Annotated in this window: 21 protein-coding genes; 8 read left to right on the top strand and 13 right to left on the bottom strand. The window is 59.3% G+C overall.

Translation table 11 applies throughout. The features are described 5' to 3' along the window. The first annotated feature begins 3 nt into the window (after positions 1–3). Complete coding sequence (locus ACYF6X_RS23190) at positions 4–843, top strand: DMT family transporter (RefSeq protein ID WP_242512536.1); 840 nt, start codon at positions 4–6, stop codon at positions 841–843. Here the strand turns inward: ACYF6X_RS23190 and pdxR are convergent. The 9 genes from pdxR to ACYF6X_RS23145 form a co-directional block, all read right to left on the bottom strand. Then, entirely contained in the window at positions 840–2,333 is a 1,494-nt protein-coding gene (pdxR, locus tag ACYF6X_RS23185) for a MocR-like pyridoxine biosynthesis transcription factor PdxR (RefSeq protein ID WP_130017739.1), read from the bottom strand. The genes ACYF6X_RS23190 and pdxR overlap by 4 nt on opposite strands. A gap of 79 nt (positions 2,334–2,412) precedes the next feature. Next, a complete protein-coding gene (locus tag ACYF6X_RS23180; RefSeq protein ID WP_063991736.1) occupies positions 2,413–3,036 on the bottom strand; it encodes a LuxR C-terminal-related transcriptional regulator in 624 nt (207 codons plus the stop codon). 107 nt (positions 3,037–3,143) lie between these two features. After that, positions 3,144–3,674 carry a fimbrial protein gene (locus ACYF6X_RS23175; RefSeq protein WP_233221940.1) on the bottom strand — a complete coding sequence of 177 codons (531 nt, stop codon included), beginning with the start codon at positions 3,672–3,674 and terminating at the stop codon, positions 3,144–3,146. Between the two features lie 8 nt (positions 3,675–3,682). Continuing rightward, positions 3,683–4,627, bottom strand: a complete 945-nt coding sequence (locus ACYF6X_RS23170; RefSeq protein ID WP_049209137.1) for a fimbrial protein — start codon at positions 4,625–4,627, stop codon at positions 3,683–3,685. Beyond that, the gene (locus tag ACYF6X_RS23165; RefSeq protein WP_063991733.1) at positions 4,605–5,216 is read right to left on the bottom strand and encodes a fimbrial protein; all 612 of its coding nucleotides are present in this window, start codon (positions 5,214–5,216) and stop codon (positions 4,605–4,607) included. Before ACYF6X_RS23165 ends, ACYF6X_RS23170 begins: the two co-directional genes overlap by 23 nt. Positions 5,217–5,227: 11 nt before the next feature. Further along, entirely contained in the window at positions 5,228–5,971 is a 744-nt protein-coding gene (locus ACYF6X_RS23160) for a fimbrial biogenesis chaperone (protein WP_063991732.1), read from the bottom strand. A gap of 30 nt (positions 5,972–6,001) precedes the next feature. Further along, complete coding sequence (locus tag ACYF6X_RS23155) at positions 6,002–8,503, bottom strand: fimbria/pilus outer membrane usher protein (RefSeq protein WP_130017738.1); 2,502 nt, start codon at positions 8,501–8,503, stop codon at positions 6,002–6,004. Positions 8,504–8,582: 79 nt separating this feature from the next. Then, positions 8,583–9,134 carry a fimbrial protein gene (locus ACYF6X_RS23150; RefSeq protein WP_060424946.1) on the bottom strand — a complete coding sequence of 184 codons (552 nt, stop codon included), beginning with the start codon at positions 9,132–9,134 and terminating at the stop codon, positions 8,583–8,585. An 88-nt stretch (positions 9,135–9,222) separates the two neighbouring features. Continuing rightward, on the bottom strand, positions 9,223–9,753 hold the full coding sequence (locus ACYF6X_RS23145) for a fimbrial protein (RefSeq protein ID WP_063991730.1): 531 nt from the start codon (positions 9,751–9,753) through the stop codon (positions 9,223–9,225). Between the two features lie 1,106 nt (positions 9,754–10,859). On the opposite strand from ACYF6X_RS23145, the gene ACYF6X_RS23140 reads away from it, so the two are divergent. The 3 genes from ACYF6X_RS23140 to fetB all read left to right on the top strand — a co-directional run bounded on the left by ACYF6X_RS23140 (position 10,860) and on the right by fetB (position 12,775). Continuing rightward, positions 10,860–11,147, top strand: coding sequence for a FaeA/PapI family transcriptional regulator (locus ACYF6X_RS23140; protein ID WP_063991729.1), 288 nt, complete (start codon positions 10,860–10,862; stop codon positions 11,145–11,147). Positions 11,148–11,337: 190 nt separating this feature from the next. Continuing rightward, on the top strand, positions 11,338–12,015 hold the full coding sequence (gene fetA, locus ACYF6X_RS23135; RefSeq protein ID WP_063991728.1) for an iron efflux ABC transporter ATP-binding subunit FetA: 678 nt from the start codon (positions 11,338–11,340) through the stop codon (positions 12,013–12,015). Further along, positions 12,002–12,775, top strand: coding sequence for an iron efflux ABC transporter permease subunit FetB (fetB, locus tag ACYF6X_RS23130; RefSeq protein WP_033645324.1), 774 nt, complete (start codon positions 12,002–12,004; stop codon positions 12,773–12,775). The genes fetA and fetB overlap by 14 nt, the downstream gene beginning before the upstream one ends. Before the next feature lie 36 nt (positions 12,776–12,811). Here fetB and ACYF6X_RS23125 read toward each other — a convergent pair whose 3' ends face one another. Further along, positions 12,812–13,648, bottom strand: coding sequence for a TIM barrel protein (locus tag ACYF6X_RS23125; protein ID WP_130018321.1), 837 nt, complete (start codon positions 13,646–13,648; stop codon positions 12,812–12,814). A 32-nt stretch (positions 13,649–13,680) separates the two neighbouring features. Then, positions 13,681–15,123, bottom strand: a complete 1,443-nt coding sequence (locus ACYF6X_RS23120; protein WP_130018322.1) for a sugar porter family MFS transporter — start codon at positions 15,121–15,123, stop codon at positions 13,681–13,683. A gap of 556 nt (positions 15,124–15,679) precedes the next feature. On the opposite strand from ACYF6X_RS23120, the gene ACYF6X_RS23115 reads away from it, so the two are divergent. The 4 genes from ACYF6X_RS23115 (at position 15,680) to ACYF6X_RS23100 (ending at position 18,881) form a co-directional block, all read left to right on the top strand. Continuing rightward, positions 15,680–17,185, top strand: a complete 1,506-nt coding sequence (locus ACYF6X_RS23115) for a CoA-acylating methylmalonate-semialdehyde dehydrogenase (RefSeq protein ID WP_049202852.1) — start codon at positions 15,680–15,682, stop codon at positions 17,183–17,185. A 77-nt stretch (positions 17,186–17,262) separates the two neighbouring features. Further along, positions 17,263–18,084: a 5-deoxy-glucuronate isomerase gene (gene iolB / locus ACYF6X_RS23110; protein ID WP_033636349.1), complete on the top strand. Its 822-nt coding sequence runs from the start codon at positions 17,263–17,265 to the stop codon at positions 18,082–18,084. A gap of 174 nt (positions 18,085–18,258) precedes the next feature. Further along, positions 18,259–18,528: a hypothetical protein gene (locus tag ACYF6X_RS23105; RefSeq protein ID WP_033649358.1), complete on the top strand. Its 270-nt coding sequence runs from the start codon at positions 18,259–18,261 to the stop codon at positions 18,526–18,528. A gap of 14 nt (positions 18,529–18,542) precedes the next feature. Beyond that, a complete protein-coding gene (locus tag ACYF6X_RS23100) occupies positions 18,543–18,881 on the top strand; it encodes a type II toxin-antitoxin system RelE/ParE family toxin (protein ID WP_038871444.1) in 339 nt (112 codons plus the stop codon). A gap of 41 nt (positions 18,882–18,922) precedes the next feature. Here the strand turns inward: ACYF6X_RS23100 and ACYF6X_RS23095 are convergent, their stop codons facing one another. Both ACYF6X_RS23095 and ACYF6X_RS23090 read right to left on the bottom strand, forming a co-directional pair. Further along, the gene (locus ACYF6X_RS23095) at positions 18,923–19,759 is read right to left on the bottom strand and encodes a MurR/RpiR family transcriptional regulator (RefSeq protein ID WP_004930856.1); all 837 of its coding nucleotides are present in this window, start codon (positions 19,757–19,759) and stop codon (positions 18,923–18,925) included. Positions 19,760–19,962: 203 nt separating this feature from the next. After that, a complete protein-coding gene (locus tag ACYF6X_RS23090; RefSeq protein WP_063991724.1) occupies positions 19,963–21,894 on the bottom strand; it encodes a bifunctional 5-dehydro-2-deoxygluconokinase/5-dehydro-2-deoxyphosphogluconate aldolase in 1,932 nt (643 codons plus the stop codon). Between the last annotated feature and the right edge of the window lie 516 nt (positions 21,895–22,410).

The raw sequence follows: 22,410 nt of genomic DNA, 5'->3' as shown, positions 1-22,410 counted from the left end.
TGGATGAACGGTTTCCTCGGCATGATGATCTTCAGCGGCTCGCTGCCCGCCACGCGAGTGGCGGTGCTGGAGCTCGATCCGCTGTTCCTGACGGCGGTCAGGGCGGCGATCGCCGCCTTGCTGGCCCTGTGTGCGTTGCTGATCACCCGGCAGGCGCGGCCGACGCGGGCCGATTTGCCGCCGCTGCTGTTTGTGGCGCTCGGCGTGGTCATCGGTTTTCCGCTGCTGACGGCGCTGGCGCTGCAGCACACCACGTCGGCGCATTCGTTGGTGTACATCGGTCTGCTGCCGCTGGCGACCGCCGGTTTTGGCGTTTTGCGCGGCGGAGAACGGCCCAAGCCCGCTTTTTGGGCTTTTTCAGGCGTCGGCGCCGTGCTGGTGGGCGCTTTCGCGTTGAGCCAGGGGAGCGGCGGTGTCTGGCAAGGGGATGCGCTGATGGTCGGGGCGGTGTTGCTGTGCGGCCTGGGTTATGCCGAAGGGGCGGTGCTGTCGCGCCGGATCGGCGGCTGGCAGGTGATCTCCTGGGCGCTGGTGGTGGCGTTGCCGTTGACGCTGGCGGCCACCTGGCTGGCGGCGCCGGCCGGTTGGCCCGTGATCAGCGGCGCCGCCTGGCTGTCGCTGGTTTACGTCTCGGTGTTCAGCATGTGGATTGGGTTTATTTTCTGGTATCGCGGCCTGGCGCAGGGCGGCATCGCCGCCGTCGGGCAGTTGCAGCTGCTGCAACCGTTCTTCGGCCTGGCGCTGGCGGGCTGGCTGCTGCATGAGACCGTCCAGCCGATGATGATCGCCGTGATGGCCGGCGTGGTGGTTTGCGTGTTTGGCGCCAAACGTTTTTCCCGCTAGGCGCTGCTGCCGGCGCAGGCCAGGATCACCTGTCCAAGCCGTTCCACCGCCTGTTGCACCTGGCGGTCGGCGTAACCGCCCAATCCCAGCACCAGGCCCGGTTCACCGTGGCCGGGTGCATACATCGGCGACACCGCCCGCAGCGCCAATCCGGCTTCGTTGGCGCACTGGGCGACCCGCACGTCATCGAGATCTTTCCTCAGCCACAGCACCATGTGCACGCCCTGATCGCAGGGCTGCACTACCGCCAGCTCAGCGGGGATGTGCGTGTTGATCGCCTCGATCAGCACCCGGCGTTTCTCGGCGTAGACGCCGCGCATTTTGCGGATATGCCGGTCGAGATACCCTTCGGCGATAAAGGCGGCCAGCACGTGTTGGTCCGCGCTGGGCGGATGGCGATCCATCAGGATCCTGGCGCCGCAAAAGGCGTCGACCAGCGGCGGCGGCACGATGGCGTAACCCAGCCGCAGCGAAGGGAACAGCACCTTGCTGAAGGTGCCGAGATAGAGCGTCCGCTCGGGCGCCAGCCCCTGCAGCGAAGGGAACGGGTGGCCGGCGTAGCGCATCTCGCTGTCGTAATCGTCTTCCACGATCCAGGCCTGCCGCTCTTTGGCCCAGGCCAGCAGGGCGCTTCTTTTCGCCATGCTCATCGGCATGCCCAGCGGATATTGATGCGACGGCGTGACAAAGGCGGCGCGGGCGTCGGCGGCCAGACGCACGCCGGCGGTAACGTCGATGCCGTCGTCGGCGACGGGCACCCTAATCATGCGCCGATCGCGAAACAGACTGTCGAAAATGGCGGTAATGCCAGCGTAGGCGGGATCTTCGACCCAGGCGCTGTCGCCGGCGTCCAGCAGGATCTGGGCGGCCAAATAGAGCCCTTGTTGCGTGCCGGAGGTAATGAGGATTTGCTGCGGCGTGCAGTTTACCGAGCGGGAACGGCGCACGTAGTCGCAGATGGCTTCGCGCAGCGGCAACGCGCCCAGCGGATCGCCGTAACCTGACGGGGCGCCGGGGCCACGCGCCCGGATGCGGTTGCCGAGCCGCCGCCAGACATCGTCGGGCGCGGTATCGCCGATCGGCACCGAGACGGTGAATGGCACCGGCGGCAGCGCCCGCGCCTGGGCGGCGAAGCGCGCCAGATGCTGCGCCTGTGAAGAAAGCGGCACCGCTACCGCCGAGCTCGCCTGCACCTTGGCGTGCGGCGTGCGGCGCGGCGCCTGATAGTGAGCGACCCGGGTGCCGGAGCCGGGCTGCGGTTCGAGAAAGCCTTCCGCCGTCAGCTGAGCAAATGCTTCCAATACCGTACCGCGCGCCAGATTCAGCGCCGCCGACAGCCGACGCGTCGAAGGCAGCAGGTCGCCCGCTTTCAGATCGCCCCGGTGGATGGCCTGGCGCAGGGCCTGCGCCAGCTGGTGGCTAAGCTGGCCCGCCTGACGATCGAGTTCGCCGAGGGCGGGGACGTCAACGACTTTGGCTGTTCTTGGCATGGATTCCGGCTCGCTTTACAGTACGAAAATGAGTATTCAGAGTAAACCACTCTGGTGTCACTCGCGAGCCTGTTGTCGCTCAGCCAAGCCCCCGCTGATTCAGCAGCACCTTATTCAACTCGCTGTTTTTCCGCACGTTCAGCTTGCGCATTGCCGAGCGCTTATGGGCGCTGATGGTTTTCTGGCTGCGCTGCAGCAGGCCGGCGATGCGGCAGGCGGACATGCCGCTGCTCATCAACCCCAACACCTTTTTTTCGCAGTGGCTGAGTGCAGCGATGCGGCAAGCCTGGCATTTCCACACGCCGGCGGCATGCAGCGCCATCCACGGATGCTGGATGAATTTTTCCAGCGCCATCTGGAGCTTGAGGCGGATGGCGTAAGCCGAATCGCGGCGATGGATACTGAACAGCTGCGGCAGGTTTTTCACCTGTTGTTGGGTCGCATCGTCGAGGATCAGCAGGGTCAGCTGCCGCTGGAGCGGGATGCCGTAGGGGCTCTGGTAGCAGCAGGCGCAACCCCAACGTTCTTCCGGCGTGCGGAACACGATTTCGATGTTATCCAGCGTCTGCAGCGCCAACGGCGCGAACTGAGGGTACAGGCGGTGGCATTCGTTCAGGGAGTGCAGATAATCCTGCAGCAGCAGGTGCAACCCCTGCCGGTAGAAGTTATCGCTGTCGAACAGCGTGAAGCGAATATCTGGCATGGAGGGCTCCTTTAAAAGGTCGTCGTACCGGGCCGTGGCGAACGGTAACGACCCATCGTCGGCAAGGGGCGCCGGCGTTTTCCTGATTTCCCTGGGGTAGTGCGAGCTTATTGGTACGCCAGCACAAAATTGGCGACTGAACTGAATGCGCCTTCGGTAAGGGTTTTATCTTTAATCGCGCTCGGCCGGGCCTGGACATAGGCGCTGAACCTCAGGGCATTGGGTCCGTCTTGCAATGTCACCGCATCAGCCGGCGTACCCAGCTCAATCGCTTTGCCCGCACCGTCGAACAGCGCGATGGCGGCGCCGTTGGCGCCATTGTTGATCGCCAGTTTGCCCGGCAGTTCGGCATCTTCAGTGCCGGTAAAGGTGGCGGTGACCGATTTGAAAACGGCGGTTTTACAGTCGGTTAAGCGAATGGAAAATGACACGGGGTTGGTGTGGCCGTAGCGGTACAACGTTTTGATCAACACCGTATCCATCTCGACGGTCTGGTGAAGAGACTGCGGGTCGATATTGCAGGGCCTGCTTACCACGGAGCCGAAAAAGTCTATTTCCTTATTTTCCGCCGCGACTGCGGAGGAAAATAGAAAACCGATGCTGCACAGAAGGGTGATTGTCCGGTAGTTATTCATCATCACCCCCCTTAAATATAATTAATCAGCAAGATTACGGTCTTACGGAAATTGCCTTCCTGTCCTTCCCCGGTGGCCTGCAATGAGGCGCTGTAGGATTTTTGCACCTGATCGCGACCATTCATGTCGGCGAAGCTGTCGAACTGATTGTATTTAATCCATTTGGGGTTGGAATTATCGTGGATGCGCAAGGTTGAACCATTGTCCATATTCAAGCCGGTAGCGTCGGTCAGCGTGCCGTTTTTCACCATGAAATTGGCGTCCAGCGCGAAGCTGTCGCTGCAGCCGTTTTTACGGATCAAGATGCTGAAATCCTTGCTCGCTACGGTGCCCGCATTGGGTTTCCAGGTGGGGATTTCACCGAAATCAACGCCTTCCGGGGTTGAAAGTTCCACCGAAGCGGCGCACTGGATGACCTTGATTTTATCCAGCCCGGTTAGGGTGAAACGGTAATTTTTCCCTGGGTGGACGTTGATGCCGCCTACGCCATCGAGCTGAAAAACGGCGATCTGGCTGGCGCCTCCCGCGATGATTTCTCCGGTTTTTTGCAAATAAACCTGGTAATTGACGTGACCGAGCTCCCGTTGCTTGGGGGTACGAAACATATCGGTTTGTACCCGGGAATTGATCAGGCCAAGATCCTGGCCGTTATAAATCACCCCCATGGAGATGCCGGCGGCGAATTGCCGGTTGTCCGGATTGGGATAGAAATAAACCCATTCCCCTTTGGGTTTGCTGGAGTGCGCCCAGCACATAACGTCGCGGCTCATCGGTTTAGAGGTCCAAAGCCGGCTGCCGACCGGTAAGGTGGCCGGTATTGTCAACCGGCCGATATCCTCACTCTCTTCGGTAATGCCGTTCTCGGTATTCAGGTGGCATTCCAGCGCCTGAGCGCCGAATGGCGTCGCCAGGCAACCCAGCAACGCCAGGCGTTTATAAATAGACCAACTGGACATGCACCACTCCTTTGAATTGGTTTGCTTCGATGAACTGACGGGTTGATTCCAACTGAGCGCTGAACCACAACGTATTGCCGCCGGGCTGCAAGACATAGGGGGCGCCGGGTTGGTTGAGGGACAATGCGCGGCCCCGTTGATCTTTCAGCCGCAGGCCAACGCCTTGTACGCCGCCGTGCAGCTTCAGCAACTGCGGATTGTCGGGATCGCTTTCACCGAGGAACACCAGCGTGGCGGCCTGCTCCCCCCGCAGGTAGAGCAGGCCGGCATCGCCATTGCGCATCCCGGCCGGATTGTCTGCCAGCGCCCTGGCGCCCAGCAGGCAATGGTTAAAGGCGAGACGAAAACGTACCGGCGCGCTTTGATCGCCGACATGCCGGAAGGCGATCGTGCCGATCTCACCGAGATCGACCGACTGATCGCGGCTATCCGGCGCCAGGCTGCAGGGAGAGCTCAGCAGAGCGCCCTGAAAACCGACGGTGCCGCTGGTGCCCTGAACCTCTCCCGGCGGAGAGGCCATTGCGGCGCCGTTGCCGAGCAGCAAGGCGCCGATCAGCAGAGGCCGCAGGCGGCCGGTGAAGTCAGCCATGCCGTATCTCCTTATTTTTTCCCGGTTGCGGCGGTGCAGAGGTTAACGCTGCAGGTGAAGCGCAACTCGGGGTGGCCGCCGAAATCATTGATATAGGTGACGACGAAGGCGTCGAACCCATTGTCGCGCAAACGCACTTTTTCGCTGGATTTGGGGGACAGCATCACCGGCTGAAAATCGCCGATCGCGCCACCGCCTTGTTTCTGCGTCTGACGGGCGATACCGGTCAGCGTGATGTGGAACGGCGTCGGGTTTTCGATGGTGAAACCGTCGGCGGTTTTGTGGAACACCAGCTGCTCTTGCCATATCTCACCCTGCGGGGCGACGATGGCCTTCGGGCGGAAGAACAGTTTGATCTGCGTTTGCAGCGCCAGCTGCATCACGTTGGCTTTGCTGCTTTTGGGCGGAATTTCGCGCAAATTGAAATAAAACACCGATTCGCGATCTTGCGGCAATAGCTCGGCTTCCGGCGTTTTGGTAATGCGCACGACGCTGCGTTCTCCGGCTTCCACCCGTTGCAGCGGCGGCAATACCACCAGCGGCGAAACGATCTTTTGATGTTGCGCATTCTCGATCCAGGCCTGAGCAAGAAATGGCAACTCTTTGTTCTCATTGGTTATGTTAAGGCTGATCGATTTGGCGTCGCTCACATAGATGGCGCGCGTGCGATCCAACGCGATCGCCGCGTCGGCCGTCGAAACCAGCGTCATCAACGCCAGGCTGCCCGCGGTTACTGCTATCGAATGTTTGTTCATGTTATTCGTCTACTCTCAATGTGTTGCGGATTACGGTTTGGCGCACGGCAACAGCAGCCGGTCCAGCGGTTTGGCGGCGCCCGGGATGGCGATGCGGCACTGACGGCGGCCTTCCCAGGCGACGTCCAACCGTTCTTCCGGTTGGACGCCGGTCAGATACACCGATCCGCCGTCGTTCACCACCGCGATCTCCCGTCCGGTCGCATTCAGCACCGTGGCGCCGAACGGCGGTTCGCTGCCGTCCGCCAGCTTGATGGTGGCCAACAGCTTGCTGCCTTTCACCACCTCGAAGTGGCGATAACCGATGGCGCCTTCAGTCAGCGTGCCCTGCACCACCGCGCGTGTGGCTTCAACGTCGTCCGCCAGCTTGTTGACGTCGATGCGCGTATCGGTGTTGTAGTAGCTGGTGATATCCGAGATCACCGCCAACCCGAAGCGGTTGCTGTAAGCGCGGCCGTTGTTGATCGGCACGCCGGCGACACCGTTGGTATCCAGCATCATGCGGCTGCCGCCGTTGCTGGCGTTCTGGTGCGCGGCGACGCCGTGCCGGGTAGCGGTCAGGCCGCCGCGGAAAGTTCCGCCTATCGAGGAGTAACTGCCCTGCTGATAAGACGCGTTGGCGTTGAGCGTGCCGAACGACGCGTTATGGGTGTAGTAACCGCTCGCCGTCGGTTTGCCGGACTGGGTGACGCCGCTGCCGACCTGCCAGGTATTGTTGATGTCGCTGTTGTCGGTGTAGGTCGCCGTTTGGGTCACGTCGTGGTTATTGACCTGCAGCGCGTAGCCCAGGCGGTTGTGCTCGCCGATAGGCACGGTGAAATTGAGCATCGCGCTATCGTCGGTGCGGCCCCGATAGTGAGTGCGATAGGCCGCCAACGAGGCGGTGATATTGCTGATCCCGCCGAAGTCGAACAGCTTGCTGGTCGACATGCCGTAGCGATTTTGCGCACCGGCGTCCCAGTAAGTCTGGTGTGAGTAGGTCAGATAAGCGGTGATCGCCTGAGCGCTGTCCTCCGCCATAAAGGTTTTGCTGGCGGTGACGGTATACAACTCTTTTTGTCGGCCGCTGTAGCGATCGTCAATGTCGCCGTAGCGTGCCTGCAGGTACTGCGACATGGTCATAAATTTGCGCTGCGAAAAGCGGTAGCCGGCAAAGGTGATTTGGCCGTTGAGTTCGTCGAAACGTTTGGCGTAGTTGACCTTGAATGACATGCCTTTGGCGCTGGGTTCATTGGGCAGGCGCGCGATCGACTGCGTGGCGTCCACCGACAGGGCGCCGAACAGGTTCAGGTCACGCCCCAGGCCGAGGGCCCAGGCGTTGTAATCGCCGCCGATCAGTGTGCCGCCGTATAGCGACCAGGCGTTGCTCAACCCCCAGGAGAAATCGCCGGCAGAGAACACCGGCCCTTGCGTGCGGTGATCGTAGGCAGACGGCTTGCCCAGCGCCATGTTATAGCGCACGTAGCCGGGGCGGGTCAGATAAGGAATGCTGGCGGTATCTACCTGAAAAGTGGAAACGCTGCCGTCTTGTTCTTCCACTTTCACATCCAGTTTGCCGCGTACCGAACTGCTGAGATCCTGGATGGCGAACGGCCCGGCGGGCACTGTGGTTTGATACAGCGTGCGGCCTTCCTGAGAGACGGTGATCCGGGCATTGCTTTTGGCGATGCCGCGTACTTCAGGCGCGTAACCCTGCAGGTTGGGCGGCAGCATGCGCTCGTCGCTGGCGAGGTTGAGGCCGGTAAAACGGTAGGCGTCGAACACCGGCGAATTCAGGTAGATTTCGCCCAGCGTCAGCCTGGCGGCCTGCATCGGCAGCGCGCGGTATGCGTAGATCTGATTCCAGTCGAAATTGCTGTCGCGCCGGCCGTATTGTTGGTTGAAGTCGGTCTGGTAATCGGCGCGCAGGCGCCAGGCGCCCAGGTTGGCGCCCAACGTACCGTAGCTGCTGAGGCTTTCGGTGGTTCCGTTGTCGTGGTGCTGTTTGCCGATTTGGCCGCTGAGATTGTAATCCAGCAGCATGCCGGGGATGCCATCGTCCCACTGCTCGGGCGGCGTCCAGTCGGGATCGGAATATTTCATCCAGGCCTGCGGAATGGTGATCGCCAGTACGCCGCCGCTGATGCGGTCGGAAATGGTTGCGCCTTTGATGCCGTGAATGTCGGCACACTGGTTGTCGTGCCACAGGGTGACTTTTTTGGCCACTTCTTCTTTCAGCGCCATTTTTTCCACTAGGTCAGGCGGCAGGCACACCTGGCTGCCGCTCTTGTCATCCGGCGACGGGAAATACTGAATGCTGCGCTGGGGCAGCGTTTTCTGGTTGATTTTGATATCCAGCAGATAGGTGCCCGGCATGACGTAACCGGCGTCGGAAAAGCGGGATAAGTCCACTTTGCTGCGTTCGCCGATATCCAACACGTCGGTATTGAATTCCGTGGCGGAAAAGACCGGTTTTGCCCAGAGAAAAGAGAGAATGACGATGATGGGCGTTTTTTTTATTGTCAGTAAAGACGTCATAGAATGATCACTCATGGCAAATCCGCGCCTAATAGCAGGTCATCCCGTACGACCTGAATACGTAATGCTGTACAGCGTTCCTAACGAAAACCGGCTACAGATAAGACAGGGTAAATTTGGCCAATGAGCTGAAACCGCCCGCCCGTGCCCTGTCGGGGTGAATGCGCAACTGGGCGCCAAAGCGCAGCGTGTTGTCGCCGGCGACGATCAGATAATCTGCGGTCGTGCTGCCGAGCGGGATCGGGGTACCGGCGTCGGTCAGCAACTCGATAGCCATGCCGCGCGCCTCGCCTTGGACGGCGAGCCATTGCGGATCTTGGCTATCCGCGATGCCGCTGAAGGTGAGGTTGGCCGCGCGATAAATAAAATCGGGCTTTATCTGGCTGGCCAGTTCGCAGTTCACCAGCCTGATGGCGAAGTGGCGGCGGCTTCCGATGAGGCTCGGCTGGGCATCCCGCCCGGCGTCGCTCATTGAAACCAGCCCGAAATCAACGGTTTGATCCAGACTGTCACCGGCGATGTTGCATGGCGTTTCGACGATTTCGCCGCCCAGGCTGACTTTGCCGTGGCCCTGAGTTTTCGCCGTGGCGCTAGCGCTGCCGATGCTGAGCGCGATCAGCAATGCGCCTCGCCAATGGATGGTCATGCTGGCTTCTCCCTGTCGAGATCGGTTCCTTTGCCGGAGCCGGCGTCGTTAAGCATGGGGATGCCCGTGCCGGCATCCCCAACGAGGCTTACTGATAAGCCAGGGTAAAGTTCGCCACGCTGGTGAACTTGCCCGGCACGACGGCGCCGGAAGCGCTGTTGCCTTGCAGGTATGCGGCGAATTTCAGGGCGTTGTTGCCTTCGTTCAGGCCCTGGCCGTCCGTTGCGGTGCCCAACTCAACGTCCTTGGCGTGCAACTGGTCGTAAATCACGATGCCCGCGCCGCTGGCGGAACCGCTCAACGCCAGCAGTTTGCTGTTGACGGCATCCGGCGTGCCGGTGAAGGTCACCTTGACGTTTTTCATGGTGTTGAGCGCGCAGTCTTTCAGCTCAATGCTGAAGGGTTCGGCGCTGGATTTGCCTTCTTTGGCCAGGATGCGGCTGCTGATCTGGCCCATCGGGACGGTTTGATCGACGGAGTCCGGCGTGATGCTGCAAGGCGCATCGATAATTTCACCGCTAAAGGTCACGGTGCCGCTGCCCTGGTTAGGCGCCGCATGTGCAACGGAGGCGGTGGAAAAAGCAATGACGGTCGCCAGCATTAATTTATTCAGTTTCATTTCTCAGGTTCCTGTAGAGAGTATTTAAATAAAAAGAAAAGCACACCTAAATCCCCGCAGAGCGGCAACGCCTTGTCAGCTGCGCTGCGATGGGAGCCAGATCCTTTTGCTTTGGGCAATACGCACACCCTTCGTTATTTGTTTTCAATAACGAAATGGTTATGTGATGTTTAGTCGGTTTTATTTGATTTTAAAAACCGAATGTCGGCATGGCGTTTTGCTGGGAATATTCTTGCAAACAATAGCATTGCTTGGAAATAGATTTTATTAAAATAAGTCAAATTCAGAATATAAAACCAAAAGGAAAAAGTTAAATATAAGATCAAAAACCAATAGATCGTATGTAAATATTATCCAGAATAAATCACTGTATAAATAAGGTTATGCGAGATATTAGATCGACTGGAATAGCTGTTGCCCTACAATGCGCAATATCGCTTTGCTAATATTACGCTTTGACGGTCATTGAAAAATTTTCTTTATGAAACAAAATGAAAAACATAAGCATTTGTTTTATATAATTTTGTGTGATTAGTTGTCCGTATGGCGTTCCAACGCCAATTCCTGGGGTGACGACGTGTTTTTAACAAAAAAATAACAATATGATGGAGGGGAGATTATTCTTATCCGATGCTATTTTTTTGACGCATTTATGTTATTTAACCCATTGTGATTAACCAGAAAAGGGCAGGAAATGCCATGTTCATCATATAATAATGACCTAAGTGATAATGAAAGGATGATCAATGGAATGATTACTGAGATTAATGCTTTTAGCAGAGGTAAGGCGAATGCGTTGACGATGTTGGTAATTATTTCTTCGCGGTTCGTTATGGGATTGTTTAAACATCTTCGTACCATGATAACCGTGAAAAAAATTGCACAGAAAAATCCTAGTGAAAAATCCGAGGATCAATGCATGACATTTTATCTGCAAAGGTTGGATTCATTAATAAATATTCATTCTCGCGGTGTTCGACAGCGCTAGGTCTATTTTATCGGAACAACGCCGTTTGCGCGGACACCGCCGTGATTTATCCCCCTGCGCATCGCTGACGTGCAGCCATGAGCGGGGAGCTCAGCAGTAACCACTCAGGAGGAATGCTATGGCCAAGGTGCCGAAAACGTTTGAAAGTAGAAAATCGCTGATGCTGGATGTGTTGCAAGGATTGTGCAGGGAGCGTGTGGAAGGGGCCGGGGGCCATCATCCCCCGCCGGAGCAATGGCCGAAGACGCGTGAACTGGCGGATAAATGCGGTGAAAACATTTATACCACCCGCACCCTGCTGCTGGCGCTGGAAAAGGAGGGCAAGGTTCACTGCACCCACCGCAGCATCAACAATTCTCTACGCTGGTACAGCTGCGACGAACAGGCAGCGATAAAAAAAGAGTGATTCGACCCTGGCGGTCGCTTTTGACTATTCCTACAGCTAATGATTAATTAAATTTATCATTTGGCGGGGCGTTTTGCTCCGCCAATCCTCCTCTCCGCTCTCTGCCACCCGCGCAGGCGTTGCTAAGATGTTTTTTGCAGCCATATACTTATCGCTCAGACGGGAACAGGTGTAGGGAGCCGGCATCGTAATGAAGGAAAAGAAAGACATACTGAGATTGGATGATATTCATTATCAAATAGACAACCAGGTGATCCTGGACTCCGTCTCTTTCACGCTGGGTGAAGGCGAGTTCAAACTGATCACCGGGCCTTCCGGCTGCGGGAAAAGCACGCTGCTGAAAATCATCTCCTCTTTAATGGATCCGACGAGCGGGAACCTCTATTTCGACGGACGGGCGATCGGCGAGATATCGCCGGAGGCGTATCGCAAGCAGGTTTCCTACTGCTTCCAGACGCCGGCGCTGTTCGGCAATACGGTTTACGACAATCTGGCGCTGCCCTACCAGATCCGTCAACAGTCGCCGGATGAACGAAAAATGCAGGCCGATCTGACGCGTTTTGGGTTGCCGGAGGCGATGCTGACCAAAAGCATCAATGAGCTGTCCGGCGGGGAGAAGCAGCGCGTGTCCCTGATCCGCAACCTGCAGTTTATGCCCCGGGTGCTGTTGCTCGATGAGATCACCAGCGCGCTGGACGAAGAAAACAAGCGCAACGTCAACGAAATCGTTCATCAGCTGGTAGCGGAGCACCGGCTGGCGGTGCTGTGGGTGACGCACGATACCGAAGAGATAGCGCATGCGGATGAGGTGATCACCCTGCGCGCGCACGGCGCCGAACAACAGGAGCAACAGCATGAATCAGCATAACATCACCAACGAATCCTTAGGCTTGTCGATGGTGCTGGTGGTGGTCGCCATCCTGATCAGCCACCGGGAAAAGCTGGCGCTGGAAAAGGACATTATCTGGAGTATCTGCCGCGCGGTGGTGCAGCTGATCATCGTCGGCTACGTGCTGAAGTATATTTTCGACCTGGATAACGCGGTGCTCACCGTGTTGATGGTGCTGTTCATCTGTTTTAACGCGGCCTACAACGCCAAGAAACGCAGCAAGTACGTCGAACATGCGTTCGTGACGTCGTTTATCGCCATCACCACCGGCGCGGTGCTGACGCTGGCGGTGCTGGTATTGACCGGCTCCATCGAATTTACGCCGATGCAGGTGATCCCCATCTCCGGGATGATCGCCGGTAACGCCATGGTGGCGGTGGGGCTGTGCTACACCAACCTCGGCCAGCGTTTCAAGAGCGAACAGCAGAAGATTCAGGAGATGCTCAGCCTGGGGGCGACGCCCAAGTTCGCTTCGGCGGCGCTGATCCGCGACAGCATCCGCGCTTCGCTGATTCCGACCGTGGACTCGGCGAAAACCGTTGGGCTGGTTAGCCTGCCGGGCATGATGTCTGGGCTGATCTTCGCCGGTATCGACCCGGTGAAAGCGATCAAATACCAGATTATGGTGACCTTCATGCTGCTTTCCACCGCCAGCCTGTCGACCATCATCGCCTGCTATTTGGCCTACCGTAAGTTTTACAACGAGCGCCACCAGCTGGTGGTCGGCAACCTGAAGTAACGCCATGAAAAACGGCCTCCGCGGAGGCCGTTTTTTTCACTCTTGCAGCAGGGCGATGCTCTGGCGGATTTCCCGTTCGATATCCGCTTCGCTCCAGCCGTCCAACTGCGAAGAGAAAGGCTCGAAGGCATAGATGCCGGTATAGCCCAGGCGTTCCAGGTTCTGTACCTGGCGGCGGCTCTCCAGCCGATCGCCCTCGCTCAGCATGATGCGTTCTTCGTCGCTCAGCGCGCCTTTATCCCGCCCATCCTCCACGCCGGACAGATGCACCAGGCCGATCTGCGCCACCTGGATTTGCGCGTCGAAGTCGGCCTGCGTCACGCCGCTCAGGTAGTGGTGGAAAGTATCGAGCACGATGCGGTACGGTGCGCCCGAATCGCGGATGAGCGCCTGGGTCAGCAGCGACGATCGCAGCGAGCTGATGCCGAAGCCCAGAGGCTCGACGTATCCCTGCACGCCATAGCGCGCAAACAGCGGCGCCAGCAGCTGCAGCGCGGCGAGGGTGTCGTCCCGTTTTTGCTGCTCGCTGCGCATGTCGTCGGCGCTGCAGTGCGGGCACAGCACCAGCGCTCGGCTGTGGATGGCCTGCGCCTGCGCCAGCAATGCTTCGGCGCGCTGCAGCAGCGCCGCCGGATTATCCATCAGATTGAACATGCCGAGGGCGTTGATCGTGACGATCTCGATGCCGTATTGCGCAGCGAGCGCATTGAGCTGCGCGTCGCTCAGATCGTCGGTTACCTTGCCGCTGGGCATGTCGTTGCGCAGCTCAACGTTGCTGAGCCCGCAGCGTTTCACCAGGCGGAAAAAACTGTCCAGATCGAGATTCGGCGCGATCTTGCGGTTAATGCAGAAGCGGTCCAGCGCAATGGTCATGAGGCATTACTCCAGCGGTCAGGGTTGAGAGATCAGGATTTGCCGTTTTCCAGCGGCAGCGGCTTGCCGTCGGGCAGGGGGTGGCGGTGGCGTTTGGCCAGCACCACCTGCTCCATCTTTTCCAGCGAAACGCCTTTGGTTTCCGGAATATAGCGGCCGATGAACCAGTAGCTGAACAGGCAGCAGGCGGCAAAGATCCACATCGGGAAGGCGCCGTGGAAATGCGAGAACAGGTAAGGGTGGTCGTTGATCATCGGGAACGACTGCGACACCGCGAAGTTGGCGACCCACATGCAGCCGACGGCGATGCTCATCCCCTGCGCGCGCATGCGGTTCGGGAAGATTTCCGACACCAGCACCCAGGCGCCGACGCCCCAGGACAGCGCATAAAACACCATGAAGAACAGCATGCCGAACAACGCGAAATAGCCGGTGGCCTGGGTATAGAGCGCGTACGAGGTAAGCAGCAGGCCGGCGATGGCGCCCAGCGTGCCGTAACGCATCAAGGGAATGCGGCCCATGCGATCCATCAGCATGGCGCCGATGACCGAACCGACCAGCTGCAGCACGCCGATCCAGATGGTCTGGAACAGCGCTTCCTGCGCGTTTTCGGTGACGGTTTTCAGCACCACCGGTGCGTAGTACATCATTACGTTGACGCCGGTCACCTGCTGCAGCATGGCGATCATGCAGCCGACGAACAGGATGAAACGCACCCGCGCATCGCCGTAGTTCAGCTTCCGGTGCTGCTGCTGTTGATCCTGCTGCAGCGAATCTTTGATTTCTTTCAGCAGATTCTGCGCGTGGGCGGCGTTCGAGACCTTGGTCAACATCGCCAGCGCCTGATCGTCACGGCCCATCATCACGTTCCAGCGCGGCGATTCAGGAATGACGAACACCAGGATGCAGAACAGAATGCAGGGGATCACGCCCGAGGCGAACATCCAGCGCCAGCCCATTTCCACCAGCCAGGCTTCGCTGGCGATGCTGGCGATTTTGAAGTTGACGTAGAAAATCACGATCTGGCCGAACACGATGGCGAACTGCTGCATGCTGAGTGCCCGCCCGCGCATGTCCTTTGGCGACACTTCCGACATGTACATCGGCGACACGGTGGCGGCAATGCCGACCGCCAGCCCGCCGATGATGCGGTAGATGACGAACCAGGTGAAAGTCGGGGCCAAGGCTGCGCCGACGGCGGACACGGTGAACAGCAGCGCCGCCAGCATCAGCGCCTTTTTACGGCCCCAGCGCGCCGCCAGCGGCCCGGCGGCAAAGGCGCCGACGACGCAGCCGATCACCACGTTGGAGACTGCCCAACCGGTTTCGGTCGGGCTGAGACTGAAATAGGTTTTCAACGCTTCGATCGCGCCGGAGATCACGGCGGTATCGTAACCGAACAGAATGCCGCCCAGGGCGGCGATGCCGCAAATTCGCAATATGTAGCCGGTATTGTGCTTACGCTGATATGACATGTGTTGCTCCGATTTTTATCCTGGCTTCCGTCCGCACGGTTGGGGTGTCGGGAAGAGGGCGAGCGGAAGGGTGTGAACCGTGCCTGTCATCAAGGCGATGTCGTCGATAAATGCTGGAACAAACAAGAACATTTATTTCATAATTAGTGAATAATGGAATATTGATTTTTAGATCCAGTTCAAAAAAAACCGTCGCGAGTGATTCGGGCACCTTGGGTGCTCGGGGGCGGGCGATAACGACGACAGCGCTGGCGCAGCGCGGGTTTTCTGTAGCAAAGTCAGTGTGTATTACCCTTGTTTTCTCCGCCGTCGTTGCGCTTTCCCTGGCACGCTAATGAAAGCGCTAATCCGATCGACACTACAAAATTGCGACCTCACGCACTAAAAACAAATTTTTCAAAACAATTTATTTGAAACTTTTTTTTCAATGAAATAGAGTTTGCTGCATCCGGTCAGGATTTAGCCGGCTTGCCGACGGGGTTTGGCGAGCGGGACGATTAACGCCGCGCCGCCGGCGTGTGGCCAGGCGACAGCGGACTTGAAAAGAGGGCGTGACATGAAAACCGTGGGTAACTTTATTGGCGGGCAGGTATGCCTGAGCAGCAGCAATCAAACCGTCGACGTGCACAACCCGGCCAGCGGGCAGGTTGAGCGGCGCGTCACGCAGAGCACCGCCGCCGAAGTCAAACAGGCCATCGACGTGGCCCATCGGGCGTTTGCCGACTGGTCGCGCACCACGCCGCTGCGTCGCGCGCGCATCATGTTCAATTTCAAGGCGCTGCTGGAACAACACCGCGACGAGCTGGCCGAGCTTATCGTCAGCGAGCACGGCAAGGTGTACTCGGATGCGCTGGGCGAACTGACGCGCGGCATGGAAGTGGTCGAATTCGCCTGCGGCATCCCGCATCTGATCAAGGGCGAGTATTCGCCGGACGTCGGCAGCGGCGTCGACAGCTTCTCGCTGATGCAGCCGCTGGGCGTGGTGGCGGGCATTACCCCGTTCAACTTCCCGGCGATGGTGCCGATGTGGATGTTCCCTATCGCGCTGGCCTGCGGCAACACCTTCATCCTCAAGCCGCCGGCGCTGGTGCCTTCCGCCTCGGTGCGCCTGGCGGAGCTGCTGAAAGAAGCCGGCCTGCCGGACGGCGTGTTCAACGTGGTGCACTGCGCCAATGAAGACGCGGCGCAGCTGTGCACCGATCCGCGCATTCAGGCGGTGAGCTTCGTCGGCTCCTCCACCGTAGCGGAACATATCTACACCACCGCCAGCGCGCACGGCAAGCGGGTGCAGGCCTTCGGCGCGGCGAAGAACCAGGCGATCGTCATGCCGGACGCCGATCTGGACGCCACGGTCAACGCGCTGATGGGCGGCGCGTTCGGCTCCGCCGGCGAGCGCTGCATGGCGTTGCCGATCGCCGTGGTGGTCGGTGACGATACCGCCGACAAACTGATCGCCAAATTGAAGCCGCTGATCGCGCAGCTGCGCGTCGGGCCGGGCTTGCAGCAGGGCGGCGAAGAGAATGAAATGGGGCCGCTGGTGTCGTCCGCCCACCAGAAGAAGGTGCTGGGCTACATCGATCTGGGCGTGGAAGAAGGCGCGACCCTGGTGGCCGACGGCCGCAATTATCAGGTGCCGGGCTACCCTGAAGGCTACTACGTCGGCGGCACGCTGTTCGACCATGTGAAACCGAATATGCGCATCTACCGCGAAGAGATCTTCGGGCCGGTGCTGGGCATCGTGCGAGTGCCGGACTACCGTACCGCCATCGACACGGTGAACGGCCACGAGTTCGGCAACGGCAGCGCCATCTTTACCGGCAGCGGCCACTACGCGCGCCAGTTCGTACAAGAAGTGCAGGCCGGGATGGTCGGCGTCAACGTGCCGGTACCGGTGCCGATGGCGTTCCACAGCTTCGGTGGCTGGAAGCGCTCGGTGTTCGGCGCGCTGAACGTGCACGGCACCGACGGCGTGCGCTTCTATACGCGCATGAAGACCGCCACCGCGCGCTGGCCGGCCGGGCAGCAGACGGTGTCCGAATTCAGCATGCCGACGCTGGGTTAAGCGATCGCAGAGTATAAACGGGCCGTTGTTCCCTTGGGGCAACGGCCTTTGCACGGGGAGTTAACAGGAGAATCGAGATGTCTTCACTGCTTGCCAAATGTCAGACGCCGAACGCCGAGGGGCGCATCCAGCACGTGACGCCGGAAAATGCCGGGTGGCGCTATGTCGGCTTTGACGTTTATCGCCTGGCCGCCGGGCAGTCGCTGCAGCTTGAGTGCGGCGATAAGGAGCTGTGCCTGGTGCTGGTGGCCGGTATCGCCTCCGTCGCCACGCTGCGCGCCGAGTACCCGCATATCGGCAAACGCATGAGCCCGTTCGAGCGCACGCCGCCTTACGCGGTGTATGTGCCGCACCACGATCGTATCGACGTGCGGGCAGAAACCGATCTGGAGCTGGCGGTGTGCAGCGCGCCCGGCAGCGGCCACCTGCCCTCACGGCTGATCACGCCGGCGGATATCGGCGTGGAGCGGCGCGGCAAGGGGCGTAACCAGCGGTTGGTGCACAACATTCTGCCGGACAGCGAACCGGCCGACAGCCTGCTGGTGGTGGAGGTTTACACCGACGAGGGCAACACCAGTTCCTACCCGAGCCACAAGCACGATCGGGAAGACTCGCCGGACGAAACCTATCTCGAAGAGACCTATTATCACCGCATTCAGCCGGAGCAGGGGTTCTGCATGCAGCGCGTCTATACCGACGATCGCACGCTCGACGAGTGCATGCCGGTCTACAATCGCGACGTGGTGAAAGTGCCGCGTGGTTATCACCCGGTGGCGACCCTGGCAGGCTACGACAACTATTATCTTAACGTGATGGCCGGGCCGGTGCGGCAGTGGAAATTCACCTGGGAAAAAGACCACGCCTGGATTAACGGCGACGGCTATCCCGCCGCGCAATAAGCGTTTGAGGCCCGGCTTGCCGGGCCTTCTTTTTATCAGGGTATAAATTTGACCTAAATTTGCCCTCCCTCTTGCTCAAATGATAACCTGTCCGCACGCGATCGCTCCCCGACTGAGTGACTCCAAAGAACCGCTGTGATACAGCGAGATTGCCTATGCGCAGGAGGAAAAACCATGACGACCACCATGTCCCAAAAAGCGGCGCGCGAAGGATTAGGTTCACCCGATCTGTTTGAAGGCGGGGTTTACGTCACAAAAAATGGTGTTGCCGAACTGTTTGTGCAAACGGCGGCTGAGAGAGAGGCCGAAATTCGGGAACGCAATCTGGAGCGCCAGTCCAATGCGTTGTTGAAACTGACTATGCTGGCGAAACAAGAGATTAAAAATCAGCGCGGTCTGTCGCCCGAAGAAACCTTGCAGCGGCTGCGTGACGCGCGGAAATAGGCCCGAGGTGCAGGATGCCTCAGGAAATACGTTTTACCGTCGCGCCGGCGGCGGAATGGAGCCTGAAAGACATCGAGTCTTACAAGAGTGGAACGATAGGGGCCGCCGCCGCCGGGGTGTTCGTGGATAATCTGTTGCTATCGTCTCTTGCGGCAATCGCGGACGATCCTGCCCGCTATCGCTTCAACGCCGTGCTGGCGGGCATGGGGGTACGGTTGCACGAGCGATTGGATCCCGACAGCGAATATCGCGTCATTTATGACTACGACGGCCAGACGGTGGAGATTCTGCTTTTCATCAGCATGAAGCAAGATCTGGAAAGCGCGCTCTACCGCTATTTGTTGTTGCAATAATCCCGCCGCGCCCGAGCCTGCCGGGCGCGTTCACCCCAGCCTTACTCGTCCCGGGCGTTATTCAGCGCCAGCGAGACTGCCAGCGTCTGCGCCAGGCACATCGAAGCCACCTGCGAGCGGAAGCCGTCCACCTGCGCTTCGCGCACCACGAAACAGACATCGCTAAAGGCGGCCAGCGGGCTGACCTGGCTGTCGGTGATGGCGATCTGCTGCGCGCCGCGCTTGGCGCCCAATTCCACCAGTTCCACCGCCTCGCGGGCGTACGGCGAATAGCTGATGGCGATCACCACGTCTTTCGGTTTCACCATGCTCAGCTGTTCGGTGAACATGCCGCCCAGGCCGTCGATCAGAAACGCGCGGCGCTCCAGATGGCGCAGCGCATAGGTGAGATAGGAGGCGACGCTGAACGAACGGCGCAGGCCGATCACGTAGATGTTTTCGGCGTTGTTGAGCAGTTCGACGGCGCGATCCAGCTGCTCGGGGGCGATCTGCATCGCCAGCTGCTGCAGCGCTTGCGCGTTGACCATGGTGAATACGTTGAGAATTTCCGCCGGTTTCTCCGGTGCGACGTTGTCGTCGGTAGAGGTTTGGCGGAACAGGCGCGCGCGCTCGGTATAGTTCACCGTTTCTTCCATCAGATGCTGACGGAACACCTGCTTCATTTCGTTGAAGCCGCTGAAGCCGAAGGCATTGGCGAAACGGATCAGGGTGGAAGGCGGCACGCTGGCCTGTGCGGCGATGGAGGCAACGGTATCGAAAGCGATGCTGTTACTGTTATCCAAAATATAGCGCGCCACCTGCTTCAAACGCTTGCTCAGCGTTTCATAACGGTGGCGAATCTCGTCCTGTAACAGCGAAAGTTGAGTTGGGTTGTTCATCCATTCGGCTCGCAGTGGGGTGAAGGCGCAGGGGCCTGACGCCTGAAATATTGACAGGGTATTTTAACAGACGGAGCGGAAATTTCATTTCCTCAAAAAGCGATTTATTCGATCGCACATTGCGCGACTTCACAGAAAAGGGGCAAAAAAATCCCCTTAAAGCGGCGAAATAGCCTTAAGGGGACGTGAACTCGCGCTCGCTGTCAGTGCGCGCCGCTCGCCTGCGGACGGTACTGGCGCCAGAAACCGATCAGCGTCAGGTATTTTTGTTTCACCTGCTCGATCAGGGCCGCGTCGTCGATTTCACCCTGCAGCCAGCGGCGCGAAGGCTGGCCGAAGATGGTGCGGCCGACGGCGAAACCTTTCACCCAGCGCGCATCCGCAGCGGCGGCAAAGCCCGCCTTCAGCACCGCCTCCGGGGAGTCGAGCCCCAGGATCAGCACGCCGCGGCAGTGGGGATCGTAGGTGTCGATCAGCGCGCCGACCCGCTGCCAGTTTTCCGCACTCAGCGGCGGCAGTTTCCACCAGTCCGGCTGAATGCCCAACCGGTAGAAGTGTTCAATCATCTCCAGGTAATGGCGCTCATCCTTGTCGGGGTTACTGTCCGGCAGGATCACCTCCAGCAGCAGCTCGTGGCCGGATTTGCAGCAGCCGCGGTAAACGTCGGCAATCAGCTCATCCTGTTCGCGGCGCAGTTCCGCCGCGTCGTGCGGGTGATAAAACACCAGGCACTTCACCACGTGCTCCTGCGGCCAGTCGATCAATTGCGAGCCAATATTGCCGTGCTCCAGGCGCAGCGGGCGCGAGCTGGGCAACTCTACCGGCCGGCCGATCCACCATCCCTGGCCGGTGATTTCGTTCAGCGCCGCCTGTCCGTAGGTGGTGTCGGCCAGAATGCCGCTGTTGCCGTTGAGCCCCGCCTGCGCGGCAGCCTGTTGCGCCGCGGTGAGCAGCAGGGTTTTCAGGCGCGGAATGCGTTCCTCGCCGACGCCGGCTTCGCGCGCCATGTCCGCCAGCTGCTTGCGGTGATCGAAAGCGAACACGCAGAGCTCCGGCCACTGTTGCCTGCGGGTGGTGACCCGGTGCAGGTGATTCAGGCGTGCGTCGCGGTCCGGGCGCGTGACCTGTTGTTCACGCTGCAGATAGTCATCCAACTCCTGCTTGGTCGGCATGGCCGGCGCGCAGCCGTGGCGCGAGACCACCAATGCGCCGCAGGCGTTGGCGTAGCGGCAGGCCTGATCCCAGCCCTCATCGTTCAGGTAGCCGCGCAGCAGGCCGGACATAAAGGCGTCGCCGGCTCCCAGTACGTTCAGCACCTCAACCCGCACGCCGGCGTGCAGTTTCACCTGCGCCCAGTCGTCGGCGATTTCGCCTTCGAATACCGAGCAGCCCTGCGCGCCACGCTTGCACACCAGCGTGGCCGCCGTGGCCCGGCGCACGTTTTTCAGCGCCGCCAGCGTGTCGGTGCTGCCGCCGGCAATATGAAACTCCTCTTCGGTGCCGACGATCAGATCGAAATGGTGCAGGACCTCCTGCAGCTCGCGCGTGACCTGGTCCGATTCCACAAAGCGGGTTTCGCCGTCGCCCAGCGACGTCAGCCCCCACAGCACCGGGCGGTAATCGATGTCCAGCGCGGTGCGCAGGCCGTGGCGGCGCGCGTATTCCAGCGCCTTCAGCACCGCGGCGCGGGTGTTCGGGTGCGACAGGTGCGTGCCGGTGATGGCCAGCGCGCGCGCGGAGGCGATGTAGGCCTCGTCGATGTCGTCCGGCGTCAGCGCCATGTCCGCGCAGTTTTCGCGGTAGAAGATCAGCGGGAAGGTTTCCTGATCTTTGATGCCGAGGATCACCAGGCCGGTTAACCGACGTTTGTCGGTGATCAGACAGCGGGTATCGGCCCCGACGCGCTGCAGCTCTTCGCGCAGAAAGCGGCCCATGTGCTCGTCGCCGACCCGCGCCAGCATGCCGGATTTTAACCCCTGAATGGCGGTGCCGTAGGCCACGTTGCCGGAAGAGCCGCCGAGGTACTTGGCGAATGTGCCGGCGTCTTCCAGCCGCGCGCCGATCTGCTGAGCATAGAAATCGACGGCGATGCGCCCGAGACAAATGACATCAAGCTGTTTTTCTTGTGTAGCCATACCCGTTTCCTTCTGTTTAAGCAAAACTCCGGCGGCGGCCCGAGCGTGGCGCCCTGCAGGAAGCATGTGGTCAGTATGGGGAATGAAAATTTCAATTTCAATATAGAATGAAATTTACACCCCGAAAATGTGATGCGTTTAAAACATCGGCAGGGGAACGGGAAAAGCCGATGAAGCGGCTATAAGACGGCGACCTGGCGCGCGCAGAAAAGGAGGGTTAGGTCAGGATAAAAGGCTGTCAGCTGGTGTGCTAACGGCTTCTATCGGCCGGTGCGCGGCGCGAAGCCAGTGAAAGCTGAATCACGAGATGAAACGGGCTTTTCATGCAATATGCGATCTTTATCGCAAAATGAAATGTTTCTTCTGTAATGTGATTTTATGAAAAATATATTTGTTTATAATCGCTTCACGTTTCAGGTTGTCGACTTCGTGAGCAGCGGGCATCGCCTGCTCAAGATAATAGCTGCCGCCGCGTAATACAAACACGGGATTGTCGGCTCGGCGCGAGCCCTTTCC

It is taken from the genome of Serratia sp. ID 25-353, from assembly GCF_054792795.1.
The sequence above is the reverse complement of the archived record's forward strand: the minus strand, read 5'-3'. Positions and strand labels throughout refer to the sequence as shown.

What these genes read in the sequence shown, in the direction of transcription:
- ACYF6X_RS23190 (WP_242512536.1), top strand. Translation starts at nt 4, where the DNA reads ATGAACGGTTTCCTCGGCATGATGATCTTCAGCGGCTCGCTGCCCGCC.
- pdxR (WP_130017739.1), bottom strand. Translation starts at nt 2,333, where the DNA reads ATGCCAAGAACAGCCAAAGTCGTTGACGTCCCCGCCCTCGGCGAACTC.
- ACYF6X_RS23180 (WP_063991736.1), bottom strand. Translation starts at nt 3,036, where the DNA reads ATGCCAGATATTCGCTTCACGCTGTTCGACAGCGATAACTTCTACCGG.
- ACYF6X_RS23175 (WP_233221940.1), bottom strand. Translation starts at nt 3,674, where the DNA reads ATGATGAATAACTACCGGACAATCACCCTTCTGTGCAGCATCGGTTTT.
- ACYF6X_RS23170 (WP_049209137.1), bottom strand. Translation starts at nt 4,627, where the DNA reads ATGTCCAGTTGGTCTATTTATAAACGCCTGGCGTTGCTGGGTTGCCTG.
- ACYF6X_RS23165 (WP_063991733.1), bottom strand. Translation starts at nt 5,216, where the DNA reads ATGGCTGACTTCACCGGCCGCCTGCGGCCTCTGCTGATCGGCGCCTTG.
- ACYF6X_RS23160 (WP_063991732.1), bottom strand. Translation starts at nt 5,971, where the DNA reads ATGAACAAACATTCGATAGCAGTAACCGCGGGCAGCCTGGCGTTGATG.
- ACYF6X_RS23155 (WP_130017738.1), bottom strand. Translation starts at nt 8,503, where the DNA reads ATGAGTGATCATTCTATGACGTCTTTACTGACAATAAAAAAAACGCCC.
- ACYF6X_RS23150 (WP_060424946.1), bottom strand. Translation starts at nt 9,134, where the DNA reads ATGACCATCCATTGGCGAGGCGCATTGCTGATCGCGCTCAGCATCGGC.
- ACYF6X_RS23145 (WP_063991730.1), bottom strand. Translation starts at nt 9,753, where the DNA reads ATGAAACTGAATAAATTAATGCTGGCGACCGTCATTGCTTTTTCCACC.
- ACYF6X_RS23140 (WP_063991729.1), top strand. Translation starts at nt 10,860, where the DNA reads ATGGCCAAGGTGCCGAAAACGTTTGAAAGTAGAAAATCGCTGATGCTG.
- fetA (WP_063991728.1), top strand. Translation starts at nt 11,338, where the DNA reads ATGAAGGAAAAGAAAGACATACTGAGATTGGATGATATTCATTATCAA.
- fetB (WP_033645324.1), top strand. Translation starts at nt 12,002, where the DNA reads ATGAATCAGCATAACATCACCAACGAATCCTTAGGCTTGTCGATGGTG.
- ACYF6X_RS23125 (WP_130018321.1), bottom strand. Translation starts at nt 13,648, where the DNA reads ATGACCATTGCGCTGGACCGCTTCTGCATTAACCGCAAGATCGCGCCG.
- ACYF6X_RS23120 (WP_130018322.1), bottom strand. Translation starts at nt 15,123, where the DNA reads ATGTCATATCAGCGTAAGCACAATACCGGCTACATATTGCGAATTTGC.
- ACYF6X_RS23115 (WP_049202852.1), top strand. Translation starts at nt 15,680, where the DNA reads ATGAAAACCGTGGGTAACTTTATTGGCGGGCAGGTATGCCTGAGCAGC.
- iolB (WP_033636349.1), top strand. Translation starts at nt 17,263, where the DNA reads ATGTCTTCACTGCTTGCCAAATGTCAGACGCCGAACGCCGAGGGGCGC.
- ACYF6X_RS23105 (WP_033649358.1), top strand. Translation starts at nt 18,259, where the DNA reads ATGACGACCACCATGTCCCAAAAAGCGGCGCGCGAAGGATTAGGTTCA.
- ACYF6X_RS23100 (WP_038871444.1), top strand. Translation starts at nt 18,543, where the DNA reads ATGCCTCAGGAAATACGTTTTACCGTCGCGCCGGCGGCGGAATGGAGC.
- ACYF6X_RS23095 (WP_004930856.1), bottom strand. Translation starts at nt 19,759, where the DNA reads ATGAACAACCCAACTCAACTTTCGCTGTTACAGGACGAGATTCGCCAC.
- ACYF6X_RS23090 (WP_063991724.1), bottom strand. Translation starts at nt 21,894, where the DNA reads ATGGCTACACAAGAAAAACAGCTTGATGTCATTTGTCTCGGGCGCATC.